The sequence below is a fragment of the Leucogemmata humicola genome (assembly GCF_055379415.1).
Genome location: NZ_AP040875.1, coordinates 4,216,498 through 4,241,149, shown reverse-complemented (window position 1 = coordinate 4,241,149; position 24,652 = coordinate 4,216,498). Strand labels below are relative to the sequence as shown.

At 63.3% G+C, this 24,652-nt stretch carries 14 protein-coding genes and 1 pseudogene; 11 read left to right on the top strand and 4 right to left on the bottom strand.

Going from position 1 to position 24,652, the window contains the following annotated elements; genetic code table 11:
* Positions 1-23: 23 nt before the first annotated feature.
* Positions 24-299: pseudogene (locus AC6H4Z_RS18020) on the bottom strand (double zinc ribbon domain-containing protein); the annotation flags it as partial.
* A 129-nt stretch (positions 300-428) separates the two neighbouring features.
* Here AC6H4Z_RS18020 and AC6H4Z_RS18015 point away from each other — a divergent pair.
* The 3 genes from AC6H4Z_RS18015 to AC6H4Z_RS18005 all read left to right on the top strand — a co-directional run bounded on the left by AC6H4Z_RS18015 (position 429) and on the right by AC6H4Z_RS18005 (position 6,815).
* On the top strand, positions 429-2,294 hold the full coding sequence (locus tag AC6H4Z_RS18015; RefSeq protein WP_497543350.1) for an N-acetylmuramoyl-L-alanine amidase family protein: 1,866 nt from the start codon (positions 429-431) through the stop codon (positions 2,292-2,294).
* Complete coding sequence (locus tag AC6H4Z_RS18010; protein ID WP_497543349.1) at positions 2,291-5,320, top strand: hypothetical protein; 3,030 nt, start codon at positions 2,291-2,293, stop codon at positions 5,318-5,320. Before AC6H4Z_RS18015 ends, AC6H4Z_RS18010 begins: the two co-directional genes overlap by 4 nt.
* Positions 5,321-5,549: 229 nt before the next feature.
* Positions 5,550-6,815, top strand: coding sequence for a PQQ-dependent sugar dehydrogenase (locus tag AC6H4Z_RS18005; protein ID WP_497543348.1), 1,266 nt, complete (start codon positions 5,550-5,552; stop codon positions 6,813-6,815).
* Here the strand turns inward: AC6H4Z_RS18005 and AC6H4Z_RS18000 are convergent.
* Positions 6,812-9,349, bottom strand: coding sequence for an ABC transporter permease (locus AC6H4Z_RS18000; protein ID WP_497543347.1), 2,538 nt, complete (start codon positions 9,347-9,349; stop codon positions 6,812-6,814). The two genes, AC6H4Z_RS18005 and AC6H4Z_RS18000, sit on opposite strands and share 4 nt — an antisense overlap.
* Positions 9,350-9,586: 237 nt before the next feature.
* Between AC6H4Z_RS18000 and AC6H4Z_RS17995 the strand changes: the two genes are divergently transcribed.
* From AC6H4Z_RS17995 to AC6H4Z_RS17975, 5 genes are all read left to right on the top strand, one after another.
* Positions 9,587-10,186, top strand: a complete 600-nt coding sequence (locus AC6H4Z_RS17995) for a gamma carbonic anhydrase family protein (RefSeq protein ID WP_497543346.1) — start codon at positions 9,587-9,589, stop codon at positions 10,184-10,186.
* 470 nt (positions 10,187-10,656) lie between these two features.
* Positions 10,657-13,191, top strand: coding sequence for a vitamin B12-dependent ribonucleotide reductase (locus AC6H4Z_RS17990; RefSeq protein ID WP_497543345.1), 2,535 nt, complete (start codon positions 10,657-10,659; stop codon positions 13,189-13,191).
* A 112-nt stretch (positions 13,192-13,303) separates the two neighbouring features.
* The gene (locus AC6H4Z_RS17985) at positions 13,304-13,960 is read left to right on the top strand and encodes a hypothetical protein (protein WP_497543344.1); all 657 of its coding nucleotides are present in this window, start codon (positions 13,304-13,306) and stop codon (positions 13,958-13,960) included.
* Complete coding sequence (locus tag AC6H4Z_RS17980; RefSeq protein ID WP_497543343.1) at positions 13,957-14,943, top strand: hypothetical protein; 987 nt, start codon at positions 13,957-13,959, stop codon at positions 14,941-14,943. Before AC6H4Z_RS17985 ends, AC6H4Z_RS17980 begins: the two co-directional genes overlap by 4 nt.
* 77 nt (positions 14,944-15,020) lie before the next feature.
* A complete protein-coding gene (locus AC6H4Z_RS17975; RefSeq protein WP_497543342.1) occupies positions 15,021-17,429 on the top strand; it encodes an ABC transporter permease in 2,409 nt (802 codons plus the stop codon).
* Positions 17,430-17,442: 13 nt separating this feature from the next.
* Here AC6H4Z_RS17975 and AC6H4Z_RS17970 read toward each other — a convergent pair whose 3' ends face one another.
* A complete protein-coding gene (locus tag AC6H4Z_RS17970; protein WP_497543341.1) occupies positions 17,443-18,243 on the bottom strand; it encodes a hypothetical protein in 801 nt (266 codons plus the stop codon).
* Complete coding sequence (locus AC6H4Z_RS17965) at positions 18,243-18,872, bottom strand: hypothetical protein (RefSeq protein WP_497543340.1); 630 nt, start codon at positions 18,870-18,872, stop codon at positions 18,243-18,245. The genes AC6H4Z_RS17970 and AC6H4Z_RS17965 overlap by 1 nt, the downstream gene beginning before the upstream one ends.
* 163 nt (positions 18,873-19,035) lie before the next feature.
* Between AC6H4Z_RS17965 and AC6H4Z_RS17960 the strand changes: the two genes are divergently transcribed.
* The 3 genes from AC6H4Z_RS17960 to AC6H4Z_RS17950 all read left to right on the top strand — a co-directional run bounded on the left by AC6H4Z_RS17960 (position 19,036) and on the right by AC6H4Z_RS17950 (position 24,627).
* Complete coding sequence (locus AC6H4Z_RS17960; RefSeq protein WP_497543339.1) at positions 19,036-21,654, top strand: AfsR/SARP family transcriptional regulator; 2,619 nt, start codon at positions 19,036-19,038, stop codon at positions 21,652-21,654.
* 51 nt (positions 21,655-21,705) lie between these two features.
* Positions 21,706-23,616: a tetratricopeptide repeat protein gene (locus tag AC6H4Z_RS17955; protein ID WP_497543338.1), complete on the top strand. Its 1,911-nt coding sequence runs from the start codon at positions 21,706-21,708 to the stop codon at positions 23,614-23,616.
* Positions 23,617-23,724: 108 nt separating this feature from the next.
* Positions 23,725-24,627: an alpha/beta fold hydrolase gene (locus AC6H4Z_RS17950; RefSeq protein ID WP_497543337.1), complete on the top strand. Its 903-nt coding sequence runs from the start codon at positions 23,725-23,727 to the stop codon at positions 24,625-24,627.
* Positions 24,628-24,652 lie beyond the last annotated feature (25 nt).

Genomic DNA, 24,652 nt, shown 5'->3' with positions numbered 1-24,652 from the left:
CCAACGCGCTGGCCACAGTGTCCACAGAAGGGCAGGCCGGCGGTAACGACGTTGCGGCAGCGCGGACAGACGGCTTCGGACACCCGGGTGGCTGGCACGACCGACCCGTTGCCGGCGATGTCGAGCGGCGGCCTGAGGGCCGCAGCTGGGACGCTGACAGGTTGCGGCGAACCCCCTGAGGGGTGAGGAGCGTACGCGGGACCGACTCGCACAGCGGACGGGTTCATCGGCTTGCCGCAGTCAATACAAAAACGCGACGCGGCGTCATTCTCCCGTCCGCAGAAGGCGCAAGACGTCACGCGTAGGCCTCCGGCGGGAAAACATCCATGAGGCGCGAATATAGATCGTTGCCCAGGGGGTGGTCAATGAATTGCACGCCCCAGCGGCCTAACGGTTTAGCACTGTTTCGCCCTACATTTCTCCCCCGCATGCGGACCCCTCCAATCGCGATCATCGCGTTCCTCGCGGCCTGCCAATCCGCGCCGGTTCCTACGCCATCGTCGCCCGCGCCGAGCCCCGGCCGAACCAGCCCTCCGGTTTCGCCGCCGACTATTCCGACCTTCGAACGCGGCATCACGCCGCGACAGGCACCGCCGCTTCCGGCGATTCCGATGGTCGAGGGCCCGCTCGCGCCCAAGCTCGTCTTTCCCTCCGCGAACCAGACCATTCCGGTTCGTGATTCCAATTTCATTTTCGGCTCGGTGGGCAACGGACACGCAACGTTGACGATCAACGGTGCACGTGTGCCGGTCGCGCCCAACGGAACCTTCCTCGCCTATCTGCCCGTGCCGCCGGCGAGCGCTCCGCGGTACGAACTCGTTGTGAGGAACGGCACCGATAGCGCCATTGCGACCGTTCCGGTTCGTGTGCCGTCCGAGCGTCCCAACCTCGCACTCGACGGCCGCCTGGTCGTCGATTCGTCGAGCGCGTCGCCGCGTGGGACGGTGATTGCCCTTCGTGACAACGAGCCAGTACGCGTATCGGTTCGCGCGCCAGCCAATGCCACCGCATGGGTGCTCGCGAACAACGCCACGCAACATCTCGTGAACACCGGCGGCAACACCTTCGCCACCGACATACAGTCGGGTGCGATGAAGAACGGCGCCGTGCTCTATGTCGCACGCGATCGCGATACGGTGAAGCTGAATCTCACGCGCACGACCACGCGTGAAGCCGGCGCGCCGCAGTTCGTCACGCTCGGCACCGCCTCGGCGCAGAACGATCCCGACTCGAACATCATCGCGCGTCCGGTGCCGAACGGCACGTACAAGTGGATGTTCGTGCCCGGGACGATCGTTCAGACGACCGGGCGCAATAACGACAACGTCCGCGTTCGTCTCGATTCAGAACTCGAGGTGTGGGTCGATTCGGCGAGCGTGCACACGCTCGCGCCCGGATATCCGTCGCCGCGCCGCGTGGTGAGTGCAATGACGCTCGTGTCAGCGCCGGAGTGGGTCGACGTCATTATGCCCGTGTCGTCGCCGCCGCCGTATCTCATCGAGCAAACGACCGATCGAATCAACCTCACGCTGTACGGTACGACGGCGTCGCCCGACATCATCAAGTTCCTGCAGAATGATTCGCTCGTGCGCATGGTGAACTGGGTTCCGGAGCAGACGGATCGCGTGCGCATCTCGTTTGATCTATCGCAGCCGCCGTTCGGATATTTGGTGCTGTTCGATTCGCGCGGGCTCGTGCTGCGACTTCGTCGTCCGCCGCGAGTGTCGCTCAGCCATCCGCTCGAGGGACTCACGCTCACCGTCGACCCCGGCCATCCGCCCGGCGGCGCTGTCGGTCCGACAGGGTTGACCGAGGCCGCGGGTGTCCTACCCGTAGCGATGAAGCTTCGTCAGATCCTCGAGGAACGCGGCGCGAAGGTTGTCATGACGCGCACGACGCCTGCGGCAGTCGATCTGCACGAACGCAGCGTCGTTGCACGCCGCTCGAACTCCGCCGCATTGATTTCGATTCATCTCAACGCGTTCGGCGACGGGATCAATCCCTTTCCGAACGTGGGCACCAGTACGCTCTTCTTTCACCCGCAATCAGAACCGCTCGCTCGTCTCGTTCAGGCTGGGATGATGCGCGAGATGGGCCTGCGCGACCTCGGGATTCATTATCAGAACATTGCGATTGGACGTACGTCATGGATGCCGTCGGTCATCTGCGAAGGCGCGTTCCTCATGGTGCCCGAGCAGGAGAACGCCGTGAAGTCGGCTGAATTCCAGGAACGCTACGCCCGCGGCGTCGCCGACGGAGTCGAGGCATACTTCCGATCGTTCGCGCAGCGATGATCGGCTGGAAACGGGAGCGGTTGGGAGGATCGCGGGGAGCGAAGTGGATCAGCCGGCTATTCCGCGCCGCTATTCTCGCGCTACTCCCTCTGACCGTTTCCCGCGCGCCGCTTTCCGCACAGGATCCGTCGCACAAGTGGCTGACGATTCGCACGAACCATTTCTTCGTGCACTTCACCTCGCCGACCGAAGGATTGGCGCGACGCATCGCCGCCGACGCGGAGCGCGCGTACACCGAGCTCTCAAAAGATCTCCATCCGCCGCGCGGCATGATCGACGTCGTCATCTCCGACGACGTCGATGTCTCGAACGGTTCGGCGACTCCCTATCCGACGAATCGCATCGTCATCTACGCGAATCCGCCGGTATCGGAGTCCGCGCTGCGCTACACCAACGATTGGGGACAGCTCGTCATCACGCACGAGCTAACCCACATCTTCCATCTCGACCGCACGCGCGGCGTGTGGTCGCTGGGCCAACACGTGTTCGGACGAGCGGCGGCGCTCTTTCCAAATCTCTATAACCCGTCGTGGCTCACCGAAGGACTCGCTGTGTACGAGGAGTCCAGGATCGCCGGCGCTGGTCGCATCGAGGGCTCTGAGCACCGAATGATCGCGCGCGCCGCGGCGATCGATCACACCTTTCCGTCGATCGGTGCGATCAGTCTCGCGTATGGACGCTTTCCCTTCGGTGAATCGGCGTACGCGTTTGGATCGCTGTTCGTGGACTACCTCGCGCGCACGCAGGGCGAAGGGCGCGTACGGTCGTTCGTCGACAAATCCGCCGCGACGATCGTTCCATATCTGCTCGACGTTCCCGGCAAACAGGCCTTTGGCGTCACGTTCACGCGGGCGTGGCGCAACTTTACCGATTCTGTCACTCAGTCGGTTCGAGTTGCTCTGGTTGCCCCAGTCGCTGGTTGGCGAGACCTGACGCGCGAAGGGGTCTTTGTATATGACCCTCGATGGATTACCGACTCGGCGATCGTCTACAGCGGCTCGCCCGGCCGAGAGTCGTTCGGCGCCTTTCGCGTCGATCTCAACGGCCGTCGCACGCGGATTGGCCGGCGCAACAGTCGTTCTGCGAACGTGCCGCTCGCCAACGGCGACTTTCTGTATTCGCAGGTCGACTTCGTCAATCCGTACCAGCAGCGCTCAGACCTCTGGATTCAGAGTGGCAAGCACGAACATGAGCTGACGTTCGACCAGCGTCTCACCAATCCCGATGCGCGGGCGGATGGAGAGATCGTCGCCACGCAGATCATCCCCGGCGCAACACGCTTGGTCCGCGTGTCGCGCGACGGCAAGCGCATCATGCCGATCACGGCTGGGTCGTACGACGAGCAGTGGACGGAGCCGCGTTGGTCTCACGCGGGTGACTACATCGTCGCGTCGCGCTGGCTGCGTGGCAACATTTCGCAAATCGTCATTCTCGATACGATCGGTCGTATCGTGCACACGGTGTCGAGTGGCACCTCGGTTGAAGCCACGCCGAGTTGGCTGCGCGACGATCGCGGCATCCTCTACAGCTCCGATCGTACGGGAAGCGCTCAAATCTACGTTCAGGAATTCACTCGAACGAGCGGCTTCACCGAGCCGCGTACGTTCCTCGTGAGCAATGTTGAAACAGGATTGTTTCAACCAAACGCTGCGCCGACCGCGAACCGATTGTCCGCGGTGCTCTTTCGCGGCGACGGCTATCACCTGGGCGTCGGCAACTGCTGTGCGACCGGATCGGGCGCCAACGACACGCGAACCCTCGAGCGCGTCGAGCCCTATCTCGACACGGTATCGAAGAAGCGAGTCGCGCCGCTGATCGTCGACACGAGCGCGGCGAAGCCGTACAGCGCGTGGCGTTCGTTGTTGCCACGGTACTGGCTGCCCAATCTCGATGACGGCATCGACGGCGGTTATCGCATTGGCGGCAACACGAGCGGCAACGATGTCATTGGCCGGCACGCATTCACGGCGAACCTCGCGGTCCCGACGAACGATCGCGGCGGCATCACGGGCGGCGCCGTGTACCAGTACTCGGGGCTCGGGCTTCCCATCATCCAGCTCGACGCATCACAAGACTGGCAAAGCCTTGGCGGTATCTTCGCGCGCAATCCGCGCCGCGACCTGCTCGGCGAACTCTATCGTCGCACGTGGAACGGTGACGCGCTCGCGACGTGGATCCGTCAGCGCTATCGCACATCCATCACGCTATCGGGTGGCGCCGGCTTTGAACGCTGGGATCACTTCACGAGCCCTGGCAGTCTGATTCCCGCGATCGATACGACCGGCCGGTTCGGTACGCTCGACTTTCCCAACGTCGTCGTCGCCGCGAGTTTCGCAAACTATCAACGTCCGCAGTTCAGCATCTCACCTGAAGACGGCGTCGCACTGGCCGCAACGGTTCGCGATCGTCTCGCGAGCGGAGTTACCGCATCCGGCGGACAGACGTTCAGCGCGATTGGCACTGCAACAGGCTACAAGTCGTTCGACTTCCCGGGTTTCGCGCATCACGTACTCGCGGTGCGCGGCGCAGGTGGTTGGGCCGACGACAACGCCAACGGCTACTTCTCCGTGGGCGGCGTGAGCGGCAACACCTTCCAGATCATTCCAGGCTACGTGCTCGGCGAAGGCCGCCGGACTTTCCCCGTGCGAGGATTCGCTGGCGGAACGCTGCTCGGTACGCGCGCCTTCACCGGCTCGGCCGAGTATCGCATTCCGATGCTTTTGTTTGGCGGTGGTCCAGGAATTCTTCCGTTCTTTTTCGACCGCACGTCGCTGTCGCTCTTTGGCGACTACGGCACCGCGTGGTGCCCCAACGTGAAAGCGAATCGCGAAGTGTGCAATTTCGCGGGCCAGGATCGCCGACTCGACATCGGGTCGGTCGGTGCGGAACTGAATCTGAACATCGGCGTGTTCTCGTGGGATACGCCGAACCGGTTCAGAGTTGGCGTGGCGCACCCGATGGAAAACGGCGGGTACTTTCAGCGGAATGCGTGGCAGGCGTACGTCGTATCGGGCATTTCGTTTTGAAACCGCGCAGGCGGGACGGAGGGTCGCGGCTTGCGAGCATCTCGAAGGCGACGGTGAGCTCAAGCTCGAAGCTGTGAGCTTGTAGCTGTGAGCCTGTAGCTGTGAGCCTGTAGCTGTGAGCCTGTAGCTGTGAGCTCTCCGCCGCTCCTCGCCGCTCGCCGCTCGCCGTACGCCGCCCGCCTCACGCCGCCCGCGCCGTCTCGCATGTATCCTGCATCTCTCGTCCGCAATGCTCCGCCCGCTCGCTGCTTCGCTCCTCCTCCTGTTCGCCGCCTGCAATCGCAACCGCGCCACATCGGCCGGTCCGGGCTGCGACGATTCCATCAAGCTGCCGCCGGGCTTTTGCGCCCACATCTTCTCGGATAGCGCCGGACCTGGGCGTCATCTCGTCGTTCGCAAGAATGGCGACGTCATTGTTGGCGTGCTCGACCAGCGCCGCGAGACCGGCGGCATCGTATTGTTGCGCGACTCCGACAAGGACGGCCGAGCAGATGCGGCGCAGCGCTTCGGTGAGGGCGGGGTGCACGGCCTGGTACTCTCGGGTGACTCTGTCCTCTATGCGTCGACGGCGACGGAGGTGCTCAGGTACCGGCTCACCGACTCTCTGCTTCCGAAGCGGCGCGTCGACACGGTGATTACGGGGCTGGCCCAGCGTCAGATCCCGTCGCACAGTCTCGCGCTCGACCGACATGGGAATCTCGTCGTCAATATCGGCGCGACGTCGAATGGATGCGCGGCGAGGGAACTGGCCGGCACCGCGGGACGCGATCCGTGTCCCGACCTCGCTGTGAGCGGCGGCATTTGGACCTTTCGGACCGATCGCAACGGGCAACACGTCGCCGATGGCACGCGCATCGCCACTGGCCTGCACAACGCGGTCGCGCTCGCGGTCAACCCAAGCGACACGATGGTCTACGCCGTTTCGCATGGGCGCGATGAATTGCACGACCTCTGGCCCTCGCTGTATAGCGACGAAGAAAGCGCGTCGCTCGCGGCCGAGGAGATGGTCAGAGTCGCCACGACGCGCGCCGATTTTGGTTGGCCGTACTGCTATTACGATTATCTAAAGCAGGAGCGGGTGCTCGCGCCGGAGTACGGCGGAAACAAGGAACTCGTCGGCCGCTGCGAGCGTCTCATCCAACCGCTCATCGCGTTCCCAGCGCACTGGTCGCCGATGTCGATGCTGTTCTACACCGGGAAGATGTTCCCCGCGAGCTATCAGGGCGGCGTGTTCATCGCCTTCCACGGCTCGGCGTTTCGAGCGCCGCTCGCCGAGGATGGCTACCAGGTCGTGTTCCTGCAATTCAAAGAGGGACTGCCCAGCGACTACAGTGTATTCGCGAGCGGTTTCGCCGGCCCAATGGTCAGCCCCGAAGGCGCGCTCCACCGACCCGTCGGACTCGCGCAGGGACCCGATGGCGCGCTCTTTCTGAGCGACGACAAGGGCGGCCGCATCTGGAAGATTACGTATTCTGCAGCAACCTCGAAGCCCTAATCTGTTCTGAGGGCGATCGTCGGATCGACGTTCGCCACGCGCATCGCGGGCACGAGACACGCCGCGACGGCCACCGCCACGAGCGCCGCGCACGCGCCGCCGAGCACGATCGGGTCACGCGGCGAAACCTGGAAGAGCAGCGTGCTCACGAAGCGGCCGCCGGCGAGCGCGAGGGCGATTCCTATGAGTATTCCAACAAGCGCGGGAGAAAGTCCGCGCACGACCGTGAGCTGCACCAGATCGGCTGACCGAGCGCCGAGTGCTGCGCGGACGCCGAGTTCGTGCATCCGCTGGCCGATGGTGAACGCCACCACGCTGAATAGTCCGATCGCCGCGAGCGCCAACGCCAGCGCGCCAAACGCGGTGAATACGCGCGCGCCAATCTCCCAGGTCCGCGTCTGCGCATCGAACATCTGTCTCATCCGCCGCACGTTCGCATACGGCATCGACGGCCCGGCGGTCTGCATCGCGCGTCGCAGCGGTTCCACGAGCGCGCCCGCGTCGCGTCGAGTGCGTACAACGAGCGTATAGCCGAAGAAGCTCACCGTGTTCTTTGTCGCCACCTCGGGAAGCTGATCGAGCGGACGATAGATCTGCGCGACCGGCTCCTCTACCAAATTCTGTCGGCGCGTATTCGACACGACACCTATCACCGTCGTACACGGCATCGTGTCAGCCTCGACCTTTGCGCACGAACCGATCGGACTCTGCCCAGGCCAGTAGCGCCCCGCCAGCTCCTCATTCACGACTGCAACCAGCGCCGTCCCTGCGCGATCCGCCTCCGTGAACGTGCGCCCCGAGAGCAAGTGAACGCCGAGGGCGTCGAAGTACTCGCTGGTGACAGCGTACTGCACTGGATTGTTCTTGAACTTTGGCGTTTCTCGCCCTACGAGAGAGAGCTGCGTCCCCCAACTCAGGCCGAATGGAAGCCCTATCGTTACGGCGCTCGCCGTCACGCCCGGCAGCTGCTTTGCGCGAACTGTAAAGTCCGCAAAGAGTCGCCTCGCCTCGGCGGTGCTCAGCTTTCCCTGGTTCATTTGGGCGACGAGCACGTGATCGGTGTCGATGCCGAGGTCGAGCGCTGCGACGTTGTTCAGGCTGCGAATGAACAGGCCGGCGCCGGTGAGCAGCACGATCGCCAACGCGGCCTGCGCGGCGAGCAACCACGATCGCATCCGAGACCGGCTCACTGATCCTTCTCGCCCGCCAGCCTTGAGCGCCGAGTTGAGATCGGCGCGACTCGCTTCGATCGCGGGAACGAGCGATGTGAGAATGCCGGTGAAGAGCGCCACGCCGCCCGTGAACGCCAACGCCCGTCCGTCGATCGACGTGCCAGTCCACGCGCCGTCGCCGAGGAGCCACAGGCGTATTGCGTGCGATCCGACATCGGCCACGACCAGCGCGCCGACGGCGCCGAGTACCGCGAGCACCAGACCCTCGATGAGCAACTGCACCATGAGTCGTCCACGACCTACGCCGAGCGCGAGGCGCACCGCCGTCTCGCGGCGGCGGGAGAGTGCACGTACGAGCAGAAGGTTCGCTACGTTCGCGCAGGCGATGAGCAGCACCACGATCGCTACTGCCGCGAGCAGCTTGCTGACTTTCACTTCGCCCGAGGTGGCTCCGATGCCGAAGCCCGACAGCGATCGGCCCGGAATGATCGAGCCGAGGGCAACGACCTGCGAGTCGTTCATCGCGAGCGCCCTCGCCGACGGATTCTTCATGTGCTGCGCATTCCACGTTCGGTACGCGGCGCCAGCCTGCGCCTGCGCGTGTTCGATCGTAGCGCCAGGCTTCAGTCGCGCGATGACGTAGATCCATGTCGAGCCCGGGTTCGTCGTCCAGTCGGGTCCCTTGGCAAACCGCAGATCCTCGGCGGCGGTGACAGGCAGCCAGACGTCGACGTCCACGAGTTCGGTGCCGGTGAAGCCCGCAGGTGTCACGCCGACGATGGTGTATCGGCCGTCACCCATGTCGATCGTTTTGCCTATGACATCGGGGCGACCAGCGAACTGTCGCTGCCAAAAGCCATGGCCGATGACGGCAAGCATCTGTGGATTGGCCTCGGGTTCTTCGTCGAGCGTGAAGAACCTGCCGAGGGCGGGACGTACGCCGAGCAGCGAGAAGTAGTTGCCGCTCACGAGTGCGCCGCCAACGCGCGTTGCCGCTTCTCCTCGGCCGAACGGGAGGTAGGCGCGCCGGCTGAGATTCGTCGGTGTAGCGACGGCGACGTCGGCAAAATCGCTGACGTCGGCGCGGAGCGCGTTGTACACGCCGTACGCCTGCGTGGTTTGATAGCTGGTCGTCCCGATTCGATGATTGTTGAATTGGACGACTCGATCAGGGTCGACGATGTGTGGTGGGGCGTGGAGCAACAGGCGATCGAGTACGCCGAACATCATCGTGTTCGCGCCGATGCCGAACGCCAGCGTCATGACGACGACCGCGGTGAATGCCGGCCGTCGCCGGATGCCGCGCACTGCGAAGTGCACGTCTTGCCGGATCGTGTCGCCTACCGTCGTCCACGTCGTCATGTCTGAATCCCGAGAGAGGAAACCGAGACTGAGACAGCGGCACGCGACAAAACGTTGCGCTCTCGAGTCGCTCTGCTCGGAGCTCTATCGCGAATTAGTCTCACCACGCAACGATCACCGATGTCAACGGTTATCGTCGCAGAAAAATTCGTGAAAAAGGGTGTGGTCAACGACTCCCGCGCGCGAAAACGATCGCTACATTCTTCCTCCGCGCCCGCCCCCACTCCGCCAGCAGACGTGCCCTCGATCCACCCGACAGCTTTCATTCATCCGCTCGCGTACGTTGCAGGCAACGTGACGCTTGGGGCGCGTGTGTCGGTGTGGCCTACGGCCGTGTTGCGCGGCGACAGTGACACGCTCACGGTCGGCGACGATTCCAATGTGCAGGATGGAACGGTGGTGCACGTCGATGACGGCGTTCCCACGACGATCGGCAAGCGCGTTGCGATCGGGCATCGAGCGATCATTCATGGATCGACGGTCGAAGACGACTGTCTGATCGGGATGGGGGCGATTCTGCTGAATGGAGTGCACGTCGGCAGCGGCTCCATCGTTGGAGCGGGTGCACTCTGTCCGGAGGGGATGCAGATCCCGCCGAATTCGTTGGTGATCGGGATTCCGGCTCGCGTGCTCCGTCAGACGAGTGATGCGGAGCGTGATCGGATTCGGAAGACGGTGGCCGCGTACCTCGAGCTTCAGGAGCAGCATCGAGCTGGAGCATTCGAGCAGGTGGGCCAGGTTGGGCAGGGAATAGTCGAGTCGGCAGGGCCAGCTTCACGAGAATCGAAGCAAGGTCATCACGAAGTGGTCACTAAAACGTCACTGTCGGGCTCGTAATCGGCGACCGGCGCCGCCCTATCGGGGTCACGGTTGGAGTCGGACCTAAGTCATGTCTGAGCTGTCGTTTGGCCGCGCGTAGGCGCGGACTGTGCACAATTTCGGTGGTTAGTTGAGTGGAGTTGTCGACACGCGGGCTGGTGTTATCAACGCAAGCGCTCGCCCGCATTCAGGTTCGTGATCCGGATTTTGTAAGTGTTTGTTGCACAGGGTGTTATCTTACCACTGGCGTGGAAACACGAACGTGGCGACATTCACCGCCCGCAATCGCAGACCCGTCGTCGAGACTGCGCTCGGAGCAAGCCAATCTCGAGATGGAATCGTGACACGAGTCGTGAGACACACGAAGGTCGCAGCGCCGCCTAGGATACCGTAGCCAGCAGCCCCCGCCGCCCATCGTAGCTCGCGTGTCGCGTACCCCCGCGATGCGCTCCCCGCCAAAACCGTTTCGCCGTAGGAGTCCCGTCAACATGCCCCTTCCCGTAAACCCGCCTCCGGGTCCCGTGTCGCTCTCGTCCAATGCGCGTACCGTTCTCGAAAAGCGCTACTTGGTCAAGAACGAAAAGGGAGCTCCGGTCGAAAAGCCTGAGGATCTCTTCTGGCGCGTGGCGACTGTCGTCGCTGAGGCGGATTGGCGGTATGGGGCGAGCGATGGGAGCGTTCGTCAGACGGCGGAGCAGTTCTACTTCCTGATGACGCAACGTCGGTTCGAGCCGAACTCGCCGACTCTTATGAATGCCGGTCGCCCGCTCGGCCAGCTCAGTGCGTGCTTCGTCCTGCCGGTCGAAGATGCGTTGGCCAACGGCAAGAACGGCATCTATGACACGTTGAGCGCCATGGCGCTCATCCATCAGAGCGGCGGCGGCACGGGCTTCTCGTTCTCGCGCCTGCGTCCCAAGGGATCGATGGTGCGGTCGACGACGGGTGTGGCGAGCGGCCCGATCTCCTTCATGAAGCTGTACGACGCGTCGACCGACGCGGTGAAGCAGGGCGGTACGCGGCGCGGCGCGAACATGGGCATTCTCCGGGTCGACCACCCGGACATCATGGATTTCATCGCCTGCAAGGAAGACCTCACGCAGGTGACGAACTTCAACATCAGCGTCGGCATCACGCGCAAGTTCATGTCGGCCGTCAAGGCTGGCTCGAGCTACGATCTCATCGACCCGAGCAACCAGAAGGTTGTCGGCACGCTCGATGCGCGCATGGTGTGGGACAAGATGATTCTCGGTGCGTGGCGCACGGGCGAGCCGGGCGTGTTCTTTGTCGACGAAGCCAACAAATACAATCCGGTCCCGCACCTCGGCCGGTACGAAGCGACGAATCCGTGCGGCGAGCAGCCGCTGCTCCCGTATGACGTTTGTAATTTGGGTTCTATCAACGTCGGCTACTATGTGACCGACGGAAAGATGGATTGGGGCGCGTTCCGCGCGGACATCCATCTGAGCACGCACTTCCTCGACAACATCATCGACGTCAACAAGTACCCGCTGCCGGAAATCGATTCGCTGTCCAAGCGTATCCGCCGCATCGGACTTGGCATCATGGGCTTCGCCGACGCGCTCATCAAGCTTGGCATCGCCTACGATAGCGACGCCGGCGTGGAGTTCGGCCGTCGCATCATGGAATTCGTCGACGTCGAAGGCAAGAAGGAGTCGAGCCGTCTCGCGGCCGAGCGTGGACCGTTCCCCGAGTGGCCCAAGAGCATCTGGGGACCGGATGAGACGTGCGCGCGCGACGAGAACGGCGATCGCGTCCGTCCAATGCAGCTGCTGCGCAACTGCAATGTCACGACGGTCGCACCCACGGGAACGATCAGCATCATCGCCGGTTGCAGCTCGGGCCTCGAGCCGCTGTTCGCGGTTGCGTTCATGCGCAATCAGGCTGGCGTGATGATGCCTGACGTGAACGAGGACTTCGTCGCGATCGCGAAAGCAGAGGGTTGGTATTCAGAAGCACTCATGGAGCGCATCGCCAAGGAAGGTCGCGTCGACTTCCCGGAAGTGCCGCTCCAGTGGCAGCGCGTGTTCGTTACGGCGAACCAGATCGCCCCGGAATGGCACATCAAGATGCAGGCTGCCTTCCAGGAGTTCTGCGACTCGGCCATCAGCAAGACGACGAACTTCTCGCACGCCGCCACGGTCGAAGACGTTCGCAAGATCTACGAGCTCGCGTACGATATGAACTGCAAGGGCGTCACGGTTTACCGCGATGGTAGCCGCGACAACCAGGTGTTGAGCACGGGCGCCACCGAAAAGGCGAAGGAAGCGCGCGACGGAGCTGCGGCTCCGCGCCGTGAAGAAGATCGCGCCGCGATCGCCGACCTCAAGAGCTCCGCGGCTGAGAAGGATGCGGAGATCGAGAAGCTCAAGAAGCAGTTGTATGAAGTGGAAGCCGAGAATCTCCAGCGCCGCGCCAAGCGCTCGCGCCCGGACAAGCTCCGCGGCACCACGATCCGCAAGGAAACTCCGCTCGGCGTGATGTTCGTGAACATCACCGAAGACGAAAAAGGTCAGCCGTTCGAAGTGTTCCTCACGCTCGGTAAGGCCGGTGGTTCTGCGATGGCCGATGCGGAGGCGATGGGTCGCCTCGTGTCGCTCGCGCTGCGCTCCGGCATTCCGATCATGGAGATCCATCGTCAGCTGCGCGGCATCTCGTCCGATCGTGCCGTTGGCCTCGGGCCGAACAAGGTGTTGTCGGTGCCGGACGCGATTGGTATTGCGATCGAAGAGTGGCATCGCGACCGCGTCATCGGTGTGCAGCAGGAGCTCATGCCGTCGGCGGGGCAGAGCGGTGGTCAGGCGGACATGGTGACGTCGATGACGCATCAGGTGCCTGCCGCGCTGCGCCCGACGGGAAATGCGGCGGCGGAGATGGAACTGTCGCTCGGGCTACATCATCATGCGGAAGCGTACATCGGAACGTGCCCGGATTGCGGGTCGCAGATGGAGTACGCGGAAGGATGCGTGAAGTGCCACGTGTGCGGGTTCAGCGAGTGCGGCTGATCTGACTTGTCGTCGGATGCAGCGAACGGGCGGAACCAGAACGGTTCCGCCCGTCTTCGTTTTGCAGCTGGCGGGTTGAAGATTTCGTGATCCTCAGTGCGTAGTGCGCTCCATGTCGAGGCGTAAGTCCGGTCGCTGGTCGACGTGGCTCGTGGAGGGGATCACGACGCTCGCAAAGCTGGTCGCGATCATCGTGCTGCCATTCCTCGTGTACGTCCGCGCATCAGTATTCTTTTATACGCACAGTGCCCCGACCTGGGTCGCGATCGCGGGAGGCGTATCGCTCACGCTCGGTCTCGTGGCGCTGTTCGCCTCTCGACTGGCCAGTCGGCTCAAGGGCAGGGCGCGAGCGCGTCGGCTGGCACGGTGGATCGCCGTGCCGATTGTCGGAACGTGGTGCCTGTCAGCGCTGTTTTACCTCGCGCGCGTGAACGCCAAGTCCGACGAAGTGCACGGCTACTTCCTTTCACTACATCCAATTCTTCGCGTAGCGCTGTCGACAGTGATTCTCGTCGACGCAGACTTGGCGATCACGGATTTGGCGCGCGTTCCGGCCGACTACGGGCGGATGGGGCTGCCTCTGAACGACCGCACCATGCACTACATGCAACGCGACGGTTGGGTGCACGCGGTGGATCTCCGAACGCGTGGTCGATCGGAGATTGCGAACGGCACCGTGCAACTATGCTTCTGGATGATGGGTTTCAGCACGCTGCGACACATCGGGACCGCGGATCATCTGCACGTGCAGTTGCAGCATCCCGCATGAGAGGCCTGAGTGGCTTCGTCGCGACCCTCGGTTTCATCGCGGGTTGTTCGCGCACTGGCCCGGTGGTTCCGCGAACCGCGAGCGAGACAGGCCCGGCCGCAGCGTACGTCCCAGGCCGTTCGTATCTCGGCGCGCACGGCTACGTGGAATACATCGCCGGGAACGCGCCGGTCATATTCACGGCGCCGCACGGCGGTGCGCTTGTCCCGGCGTCGATCCCCGACCGAACTGCCGAGCGCTGCGGAGGATCCGCGACGACGACGACCGATCTCAACACCATCGCTCTCGTGCGCGCCATGCAGGCGAGGTACTTCGCTCGTTTCGGTCAGTATCCACATGTGATCATCGCGCACATTTCTCGGCGCAAGCTCGACGCGAACCGCACGGCGCCCGAAGCCGCGTGCAACAATGCCGAAGCCGAAGCGGCCCTGCACGAATGGGATGGCTTCATCGACGCGGCGAAGCGCTCAGTACTTCAGTCGTTCGGCAAGGGCTGGTACATGGACATGCACGGGCATGGGCACCCGATCCAGCGGCTCGAACTCGGCTATCTGATCGCATCGGCGGATCTGCAACTCACCGACCGCGAGTTGAACGATGATCGAGGTATTGCGGCCGCCTCGAGTATTGCCACGATCGTGAAGGGCAGCGCGCTGCCGCTCTCCGCTCTGCTACGCGGACCGGCGAGTCTCGGCACCCTATACGCGAACAACGGTTTCCCGTCTCTTCCCAGCATGCAGGACCCGCGTCCGAACGGCGCGCCGTACTTCTCGGCTGGTGACAACACGCGTCGCAACGCCTGCGGAGTGGAAGCGCCGTCGTATGGCGGCTTGACGGGCGGGAGAATCTGCGGTGTTCAGATCGAGGCCAACTACGCTGGCGTTCGCGACAACACGGCAAACCAGAATCGGTTCGGCGATGTCACCGCAGTCGTGCTGGAGCAGTTTCTCTCGACGCAGTGGGGGCTTCGACTCCGACGGTAAAGGTCGGCCTCAGGGTGCGTGAACTGCCGCGTGTCGTTGTCGTGGTGAAAGCGACCACTGTCTCCTGGAGACGCTTCATGGAAAGCCTAGCGCAGGACATTCGCGTCGCCCTTCGTGGCTTTCGGCGTGTCCCGACCTTCACAGTCACAGCGGTGCTCATCCTTGGCCTCGGCATCGGGATGGCCACGGCGATGTTCACGGTGTTCCGCGCCGTGCTCGTCGAACCGCTTCCGGTCACCGCGCCCGAGCGACTCGTCGTTCTTCGATCGCTCAATCGAGGCAGCACCAAGGTGGACCCTGCTGGCACCGTCATCACCGACATGCAGCGCGAAGGTCGCACGGTCGCTGGAATCGCGGGCGTCTATCACCTTGGAAGCATTCCGCTTCCGTTCCTCGACGGCGATCGGCAGGTGATCATCAACCGATCCGCGGTCACGGCGAATTTCTTCGACGTGCTCGGCGTTCGGCCGCTGATGGGCCGGTTACTTCGACCTGAAGATGGCGCTACGGGTGCGGCGCCCGTGACAGTACTCAGCTACGCTGCGTGGAAGCACAAGTTCGGCGGCGATCCGAACATCGTGGGTCGCAAGCTGATCGTCTCCGCGACACGATCGGAGTTCACCGTGATCGGCGTCGCGCCGCCGGGCCTCGACTATCCGCTGCGCGCCGAAGATTGGGAAGCAGAGTCGCCAAAGCTTGCGACGATTCAGCAACTCGTCGTTGCTCGATTGGCTCCTGGTGCGACACCTGCGGCCGCGGCAACTGAGTATTTCGGTTTCGTGAAACGCCTGGAGACGCAAGGCTTCGGTGTCGGCACGTTCGTCGGCGCTGAAGCTCGGCCGCTGACTGGAGACATCGTCGGCAGCGTTCGTTCCGTGCTCTGGGCGCTGAGCGCCGCGGTCGCTCTGCTACTCGTCATCGCCTGTGTGAACGTCGGCAACCTATTGCTGCTCCGCGCATCGACGCGCGCACGCGAGTTCGGAATTCGCCGAGCACTCGGCGCCACGTACGCGCGCGTTGTTCGGCAGCTACTCGTCGAGAGCGTGTTGCTCGCGGCTGCTGGCGGCGCGCTGGGAGTTGGCGTCGCTGCAATGTTCATTCGAATTCTCACATCAGTCGCGCCGAAAGAGCTGCCGCGCATGGATCTCGTCCGGTTCGACACGACAGCCTTGCTGATCGGTCTAGGCGTGACGACGGCAGCCGTACTGCTGTTCGGACTCTTGCCAGCGCTCGGCGCGGCCCGCACTGATCTAGCGTCCCCGCTGCGCGCCGACAGCCGCTCCGGAACGCAGACTCGTAAGCGCCAGGCCGCTCGGCGATCGCTCGTAGTGTCGCAGGTGGCGCTCGCCCTCGTTCTCGTGATGGGCGCGGGCCTGCTCGCGCGCAGTCTCGTTCAGCTCGAGCACATCGAGCTCGGCTACGCCGCGGATCGGTTGTCGTTCGTCGCGATCACGTACCCGCTTGCGACGTACGACTCGAGCGCAAAAGAAGGGGCGCTCGGACAGGCGCTCTACAAGCGGCTGCGCGAGGTTCCCGGCGTGACGGCAATCACTCCCGTCATCGATCAACCGTTCGGCGGTGATGATTTCTACATCAGCAAACTCGCCACCGACGACCAGACGGACGCGGAAGGGGAAGCGAATCCGTTCATACCGTGGGAGGTTGGCGGCACCGATTACTTCCGCACGTTCGACATTCCGATTCTGCGCGGTCGAGGATTTCTCGATACCGACGATGAGAAGGCGGAGCAGGTTGTCGTGATCAGCGAGGCGCTCGCGCGCCAATACTTTCCGGGAAAGAATCCAGTAGGTCAGCACGTTCGCCCCGCGCGAGGATATGGGGTGAAGACGCCACGCTGGACGATCGTCGGAGTCGCCGGCGACACGCACTATCGCGAGCTGCGCCGCTCGACGCCTATCGTGTACCATCCGTTCCGGCAGATAGGGTGGCAGGGGCTATTCGCCGTGCGCACATCCCGCGATCTCGCATCGGTGTTGCCGGCGATACGACGCGAGATCGCCGTGGTGGATCCTCGAGTCACGATCTGGAATTCACAGACGATGGATCAATTGCTGGCCGGTCCGCTCGCGCAGCCGAGGTTGAGCGCGTTGCTGCTTTCTGGATTCGGCGCCACGGCGCTGCTGCTCACCGCGATCGGATTGTATGGCGTCATGGCCAGCGCGGTGCGTGAGCGAACGCGCGAGCTCGGTGTACGTATGGCGCTCGGCGCCTCGCCGGAGGATCTGCGATTTGGAGTGCTTCGACAGGCCCTGACGATGACGGGCATCGGAGTCGTCATCGGTGTGGTAGCGGCACTGTCGAGCACGCACCTCTTGCGTTCAATCCTCTACGACGTCAGTCCAACGGATCCGTTCGTCCTTAGCGGAGTGTGCGTCGTGTTGATCGTTGTCGCCGCGATTGCGGCGTACGTACCGGCGCGCAGAGCAACACAGATCGATCCTGCTCAGGCACTGCGCGCCGACTGAACGGCGACGGTCGCTACTTGATCGTGATGTCCCAGGTCAATCGCGCGAAGACCGGGACCTTCGTGGTCGTTGTTCCAACTGAGAACACGACCATGGAGTCCGTCCATTGCAGCACGTCGTTCACGCGATTCGACCCCGCGGGGATGGTGCCGTTGACGGAAATCCTCGACCCCGCCGCGCCGTTGGTGTACGACGAGAAATACTGGCTGAATGGAACGAGGTTCAGTGTTGACGCCATGCTCGACCGCTGGAAGTGGCCGTCGTTCGTGCAATTGGTGTTGGTGATCTGAACGAGGTTCGTTGGACCGAAGCCGCCCGCATCGATGTACAGCTGATAGCTGTTCCCCTGTATCTCCAGCTTCACGTCGCCCGACTGACCACCCGCGGCCGCACTCGAGAAGCTCTGACTCGTCGAATCGACCGTCGTGCAATTTCTGGAATCCCGTGTCCCAGGAATCGGCACAGTGCCCGGCTTGGTGTATTCCTCGAACGCGCTTGCGGTGCCGCCGTACTGAGTGTTGTCCCACTTGAACAGGGCGCCGCCGATTCCCTGAATCTCGACAAGGTCGAACGCAAGGTCGCTCTGAGCGAGCTCGCGCTTTGTCTCGGTCACGCCTACGTACGCTTGCGTGCGCGACCCATCGACGGATACGGCGAGTGAGACGCGTCCGCTCGCACGCTTTCCTCCGCCGGTGATGGCGCCGGCCAACGTCGACGCGTCTGCTGAACACGACACGGAGAGTGCCGCGCTCAGCGACACCGCGGCCATGAGGAGGAGTCGGCCGACGTTTGTGCTTCGGCGAGACGTACGCATCAGAACAGAATCCCAAACGTGACGGGAATCGACGTGATGTTCTTTCGGTCGATCACGCCCTGATCCGTGTACACGTTCTGAATCTTGCCTTCGGCAAATGCTTCGAGTCGTCCGAGCTTGAGGCGCAATCCGGCGCCGCCGTCGACGCCGAACTTGATGCTCGATGCGGATGCGTTGATTCCCGGCGCTGCTGTCGTCGCGGCGGCGGTCAGATCGTCGGACACGTGAAAGGCACCGACGCCGGCCGTGACATACGGGCGGATTGGCCCGAAGGGGATGAGCGTGACGTTAAGGCCGCCAACGCCGCTGAAAATGTTGGTCGTTCCCTGCGCCTGCCCGGTTAGCAGTTGCTTGTAGTCGAACTTCTGGTAGCCGAGGTTGACGCGGAGTGTCGGAAGGATGGGCAGGTCGATGAGCACGAACGCTTCGCCATTCACGCCGTTCTTAAATGCGTCGGCGGCGTGCTGCGTCGGGACGCTCATTCCGCCGCCGAAGCCGACTCGAAGGAGGTGGTGGTCGGAGGAGCCGCTCTGCGCCGTGCCGGGGAATTGCGCGAGCACTGGAGTCAGCGGTGCGCAAGCGAACGCGGCAATCAGGGTCGCGAGCGTGGGCAGTCGTTTGGTAATCATGGCTTTCCTGCGAGAGGGGTGGGGAACGGTTCGAGCGCCGGAACCCAATTCGAGGCCGGAGCGCTTGCTACTGCCCCTGTCCCGACGTACAATCGACGCGCAAATTCGTCGGGCTCCCTCAGCCGGCTATCACGCGCGCGTCATCTCGGTATCAGCGTGGCCTATGTCGCTGCGTCTCAATACGTTCGGTGGGCTTTGGGTCGAAAATCCTGAGGCGAAAGGCGGCGTTGCAGCGCGACCGCGATCGCTTGCATTGCTGGCGATTTGCGCGGCCGCCGGCGCCAAAGGAGTGAGCCGCGAGCGCGTGCTCGGCATCCTGTGGCCCGAGTCCCATCCAGACCGCGCGCGCCACGCACTCTCGCAGGCGCTCTACAGTCTCAAGCGGGAGCTTGGCGCTGACGTCGTTGTCGCTTCAGCCGAGCTTCGTCTCGAGCCCAACCGAATTTCCAGCGACATCGACGCGTTCCGTCAGGCCGCCCGCGCAGAGCGTTGGGCCGAGGCGTCGAGACTCTATGCCGGTCCGTTTCTCGACGGCTTCTATCTCAACGAGGCGCCCGAATTCGAGCGATGGGTCGAGTCAGAGCGATCCTCAGTCGACGCCGACGCCGTGCGCGCCATTCAGGCGGCAGCCGCGACCTGCACGGCGGAAGGCGAACACGACGAAGCGATCGAGTTCCTCCGACAGCTGACTCGGATCAATCCCGGCAATTCCAGGTTCGCCGCGAGATACATCGAGGCACTCGCCGCTCGCGGAGATCGAGCTGCGGCAGTCGCGCATGGGAAAGCACATCTCGAGGTTTTGCAGCGCGACTTCGATCTCGATCCCGACGCCGAGCTGGAGCGGCTCATCGCCCGATTGCGCGAATCGCCGCCGGGGGCGGAAATCGCCACGCAACGCGCTCGACGCGAGCCGCCCGATCGATACGTTCCGCCCGCGCCAGAGCAGGAGGCGCCTCAGATCGATCAGGATGTTGAGGCGGCGTACTCTGGGCGGCAATTAGATATCTCTAATACGCTTCAGACCGCCGGCCTCACGTCTCGATCGGTTTCAGATTCAGAGCGGTCGCCGGCGGTTCTCGGTGCGGGATCGAGTCGGCCTTGGCGAAATCGCGTCGTGCGCGTCGGGGTGGGACTCATCGCACTGGTGGCGCTCGCCGCGGTCGTACGTGGCCTGCGTACGGTTCACGATGGCGGGGCACACACCGCAGCCACCGCTGAGCCTGGCGGGAGCGCGGGGCTAAGCTCCTCCGGCGAGGCGAGTACGCGATCAGTAGTTGCGCTCCGACTTTACGAGGAAGGACTCCGCGCCTTCTTCCGTTTCGACGCTGTCGCCGCGCGTCGCCTGTTTCAGAATGCTCAGCGCGAGGATTCAACATTCGCGATGGCCGCATACTACACGTGGCGAACTGCTCTCGCGACGAGCGACGCAGATGAACCAAAGCTCGCCGAACGTGCGCTCACGCTCGCGACGACGGCACCGAGTCGTGATCGGTTGCTCATCACTACGCACGTCGGCGCGCGAGCGAATGACGCGCGCACGTTGGCGGCAGCCGAAACGTTGGCCGTGCGCTATCCAAACGATCCTGAAGCGCTGACTCGCGCGGGCGAAGTTACGCGCGATCTTGGCCGCGCGGTGAGTCTTCTCAATCGTTCGATCGCGCTCGATTCAGCCGCCGGCGTCGGCGAGGCGGCGATCTGTCGTCTGTGCGAAGCGCTCAGCATCCTGGTAACGCGCTACGAGTGGGCAGATTCAGATGCGACCGTGCGCCGAACGCTCGCTCGTTGGCGTGCGATGCGGCCGAGCGATGCCGTTCCCTGGACGGTGCTTGCGGATTGGGCTGTCGGGTTTGGACGAACCTCCGAAGCCGATGCCGCGATGGCACACGCCGCGACGCTCGGCGCCAAGACTGATACCTCTCACCTCTCGACGCTCGTCAAAGCGCTGCGACTCGATCATTTCAAAACGGTCGACGATGAATGCGCCGATGGACTCACCACCGAAAACACGGTGGATTTCGCGCAGTATCGTTGGTACTGCACCATCGGTCTGAGAAGCGAAGGGCGCTATCGCGAAGCGCTTGCGCTCGTGCACGACGGTCGCGGTCCGCAGTCGAGGATTGCTCGCCGGGACGTGCCGCGCGACCCATACATGCCGGCGATTCTCGATTGGGAAATGGCGCGTCCGACGACTGCGGCCGATCAGTTTCTGACGCTCGCGCGCGCGGGGCAGGACGGAGCACAGACTCCACGCTCGACGACATGGATGCTGACGCTCGCGGCGACCGCCTTCGTTGCCGCGAACGACACGTTGTCGGCCAGACGCTTGGTGGACAGCATCGAAGTGGCCGGTAGCCGAAGCTCGTTCAGGCGCGACGCGTCGCTGCATCGTTTCGTGCGTGGTTTGCTCTACTCGCGTGCGCAGCAGGATGAGGCGGCCGCGCGGGAATTTCGAGCGGCCCTGGACTCGCCGACATTCGGATACACTCGGATCAACGCCGAGTTGGGAAAAACGCTTCTGCGATTGCATCGGCCACACGAAGCGATTCCAATCGTGCAAGGAGCTCTACATGGCGGTATCGAGGGCGCTGGGCTGTACATCACGCGCACGGAACTGCACGAGTTACTCGCGCAGTTGTTCGACGCCGACGGACAGCGCGATAGCGCCGCGGTTCACTATGGTATCGTTGCCCGCGCCTGGGCATCGGCCGATCCGTTCCTCGCGACCAGACGGGATGCGGCCGAACGTTGGCTCAGTCACGACGGTAGACACTCGGCGCAATAGGCTTTGTCCTCGATGACGTTTGCCTTGCCGCGATTACGCAGGCTTCGGACGATGCACGCGCCCGCCGTGGTCGCCACTGTCATTCTATTCGCAATCGGGTGCGCCCGACACGAGGCCGCGCCCGACGCGAGCGTTCAACTGCTCGTGGCCGACGTCGCCAACCGCACCGGTGATACTGTCTTCGATCGGTCGTTGGGTACGGCAGTGTCCATCGCGCTACGACAGTCGCCGTTCGTTCGGCTGTTTCCACGATCGCGCGTTCCGCCGCTCTACGCGTTGATGCGTATCGAGCATCCCGACACGGCACTCACCTTTTCCCTCGCCCAGGCGGTCGCCGAGCGGGCGGAGGTTCCATGGGTGCTCGGCGTGAGCGCCACGCGTCACGGCGACGCGATAGTCATTCACACCGAATTGGCCGATGTGGTTGGACATCGTCTGCTCGCAAGTGACAGCACACCCCCAGTATCGCGGGCGGGCGTGTTACCGGCGCTCGACGAATTGCTGTTTCGCGTTCGCCGAAGCTTGGGTGAGTCGAGTAGAGAGCTCACCGAGCATCGCGCGCGGCTACCGCTCGTGACAACGGCATCGATCGAGGCGCTTCATTCCTACGCCGACGGATCGGCCGCATGGGTGAAGGGCGATTTTCCGCGCGCTCGTGAGCTGTGGGAACGGGCCGTGGATCTCGATTCGACGTTTTCGATGGCACTCGGTGCGCTAGCGGGATGGCACTACTATGCGCACGATCGCGAACGCGGAGAGCACTACTACGATTTGGCGCTCTCGCACGCGAGCCGCCTGACCGACCGGGAATTGATTGGCCTCCGCATTGGCCGCGCGCAGAACCGTGGAAGTACCGACTCAGCCATCGCTCTGTCGCGGCAGCTGGCCGAGCGCTTTCCGAACAGCGTGAGCTGGTATGACTACGGCACCAACCTGCTCGGCGGTGGCCGCACGGCTGAAGCGATCGATGCCTTCAAGCACTCGATCGCGCTCGATTCGTCGTATGCCAACACATGGATCAATGTGGCGACCGCCAACTCGCGTCTTCGCCGGCCTGCTGACGCGATCGAGAGCTACCGGCGTGCGGAGCGCATCGACTCGACGGTACTGTACCGCAACAACATCAACAACGAATACGGCAGTGCTCTCGTCGAGGCCGGGCGACTCGCCGATGCGGAGACGGCGTTCCGTCGGATGACAACCGAGCCTCGCCTCGACGACCGCGCATTGGGTTTCCGATCGTTGGCGCTGCTCGCGTTTTGGCGTGGTAACGTACGCGATGCCTCCGAGTCGCTGCAGCAGGCGATCGCAGCGTCCGTTCAACCGAACACGCGACTGAGCGAAGCTCGCAATCACATGTTGCTGGCTGGAGTCTATCGCTCGAACAATCGCATTGCTGATGCAAACCACGAGATCGATCGTGCCATTGCGCTCACCTCCGCTCCAACATTTTCGCCAACACTCCTCAGCGTATTGGTGTTTCAGTGCGAGCAGCTCGAGCGCAGTCAGGATGCCGAGGCCGTTGCGCGCCTGGTTCGTGCGCGAGCTGCCCGGGAGAATGCCCAGGATCAGTCGGCGATAGCATTTGCTGATGGCGCCATCGCGCTAGCACATCACCAGCCTGACAGTGCGCTCGCGTCGCTGCGAGGTGCGCGCGCGCTTCCTTGGCCGGTGCTTCGCCTCACGCTGACCGCGGCTGCCTTCGCGGCGTCGCATCAAGCCGACTCGGCGAAGTCGACATTGGCGGCGGTGATCGCTGAGCGAGGCTTTGGATCGGAAGGGCAAGCCGAGTGGCTTCACGCCCCGGTCGCCCTCGGCGAGTTGTTGCTCGCGACGGGTGATACGGCCGCCGCCGTATCGCAGTACCGAACGGTGATGGAACGGTGGCAAGCTGCGCCATCTGATCTTCCCGACCTCGTCCTGGCCAGAACGCGCCTGAAGTTCCTCGCTGGCGCGCGGTGATCGACGTCGAGTAGAGTGCGTCGGTGTCGTCGCGTCGTGCTTGGCGCGTCTGGGATCGGCACCCTTGTTGCCCGCGACGTCGCGCCCAACACAGGAGCACTAGCGCCGATGACCACAGTCGACATTTCCACTCGAACGCAACACCCCGTTCACTACAAGACCGCCCAGGTAAACGGGCAGAGCATCTTTTACCGCGATGCCGGGCCGAGCGATGCGCCGGTGTTGGTGCTGATGCATGGATTCCCGACGTCTTCGAACATGTTTCGGAATCTCATACCGCGTCTCGCCGGTTCGTTCCGGCTGATCGCGCCGGACTATCCGGGGTTTGGCCAGAGCAGCATGCCGGACCACACGAAGTTCGCCTATACGTTCGAGAACTACGCCAACATCGTCGACCAACTGCTGAAGCAGATCGGTGCGCGGAAGTTTTCACTCTACGTGATGGACTACGGCGCGCCGGTCGGGTATCGGCTGATGCTGAAGAACCCTGACTCGATTCAGGGGCTCGTCATCCAGAACGGGAATGCCTACGACGAAGGCTTGAAGGAATTCTGGGATCCGATCAAGAAGTACTGGGCCGATGCGACGCCGGAGAATCGCAAGGCGCTGAATTCGCTCGTCAGTCCGAAGTCGACGAGATGGCAGTACGAGAATGGTGTTAGCGACTGCTCGCTACTCGATCCTACAACGTGGCTCGTCGACCAGGTGGGCCTGGATCGCCCGGGGAACCTCGAGATTCAGATGGATCTCTTCTACGACTATCGAACGAACGTCCCGCTCTATCCCAAGTTCCAGGAATACTTCCGCACGCATCAGCCGCCGGCGTTGATCGTGTGGGGTAAGAACGACTTCATCTTTCCGCCCGACGGTGCGAAGCCGTATGCGCGCGATCTGAAGAACGTCGAGACACATCTGCTCGACACAGGCCACTTCGCACTCGAAACGCACGGCGAAGAGATCGCGAGTCGCATCGAGGAATTCCTGCACAGGAACAATCCGGCGCACGGCTGATCGGGCACCTGCACGCGATCGAGCC

Excerpts from the sequence above, each read along its gene's own strand:
- AC6H4Z_RS17965 (WP_497543340.1), bottom strand. The coding sequence starts at position 18,872 with ATGATTACCAAACGACTGCCCACGCTCGCGACCCTGATTGCCGCGTTC.
- AC6H4Z_RS17970 (WP_497543341.1), bottom strand. The coding sequence starts at position 18,243 with ATGCGTACGTCTCGCCGAAGCACAAACGTCGGCCGACTCCTCCTCATG.
- AC6H4Z_RS17950 (WP_497543337.1), top strand. The coding sequence starts at position 23,725 with ATGACCACAGTCGACATTTCCACTCGAACGCAACACCCCGTTCACTAC.
- AC6H4Z_RS18000 (WP_497543347.1), bottom strand. The coding sequence starts at position 9,349 with ATGACGACGTGGACGACGGTAGGCGACACGATCCGGCAAGACGTGCAC.
- AC6H4Z_RS17985 (WP_497543344.1), top strand. The coding sequence starts at position 13,304 with ATGTCGAGGCGTAAGTCCGGTCGCTGGTCGACGTGGCTCGTGGAGGGG.
- AC6H4Z_RS17975 (WP_497543342.1), top strand. The coding sequence starts at position 15,021 with ATGGAAAGCCTAGCGCAGGACATTCGCGTCGCCCTTCGTGGCTTTCGG.
- AC6H4Z_RS18010 (WP_497543349.1), top strand. The coding sequence starts at position 2,291 with ATGATCGGCTGGAAACGGGAGCGGTTGGGAGGATCGCGGGGAGCGAAG.
- AC6H4Z_RS17980 (WP_497543343.1), top strand. The coding sequence starts at position 13,957 with ATGAGAGGCCTGAGTGGCTTCGTCGCGACCCTCGGTTTCATCGCGGGT.
- AC6H4Z_RS17955 (WP_497543338.1), top strand. The coding sequence starts at position 21,706 with ATGCACGCGCCCGCCGTGGTCGCCACTGTCATTCTATTCGCAATCGGG.
- AC6H4Z_RS18005 (WP_497543348.1), top strand. The coding sequence starts at position 5,550 with ATGCTCCGCCCGCTCGCTGCTTCGCTCCTCCTCCTGTTCGCCGCCTGC.
- AC6H4Z_RS18015 (WP_497543350.1), top strand. The coding sequence starts at position 429 with ATGCGGACCCCTCCAATCGCGATCATCGCGTTCCTCGCGGCCTGCCAA.
- AC6H4Z_RS17990 (WP_497543345.1), top strand. The coding sequence starts at position 10,657 with ATGCCCCTTCCCGTAAACCCGCCTCCGGGTCCCGTGTCGCTCTCGTCC.
- AC6H4Z_RS17960 (WP_497543339.1), top strand. The coding sequence starts at position 19,036 with ATGTCGCTGCGTCTCAATACGTTCGGTGGGCTTTGGGTCGAAAATCCT.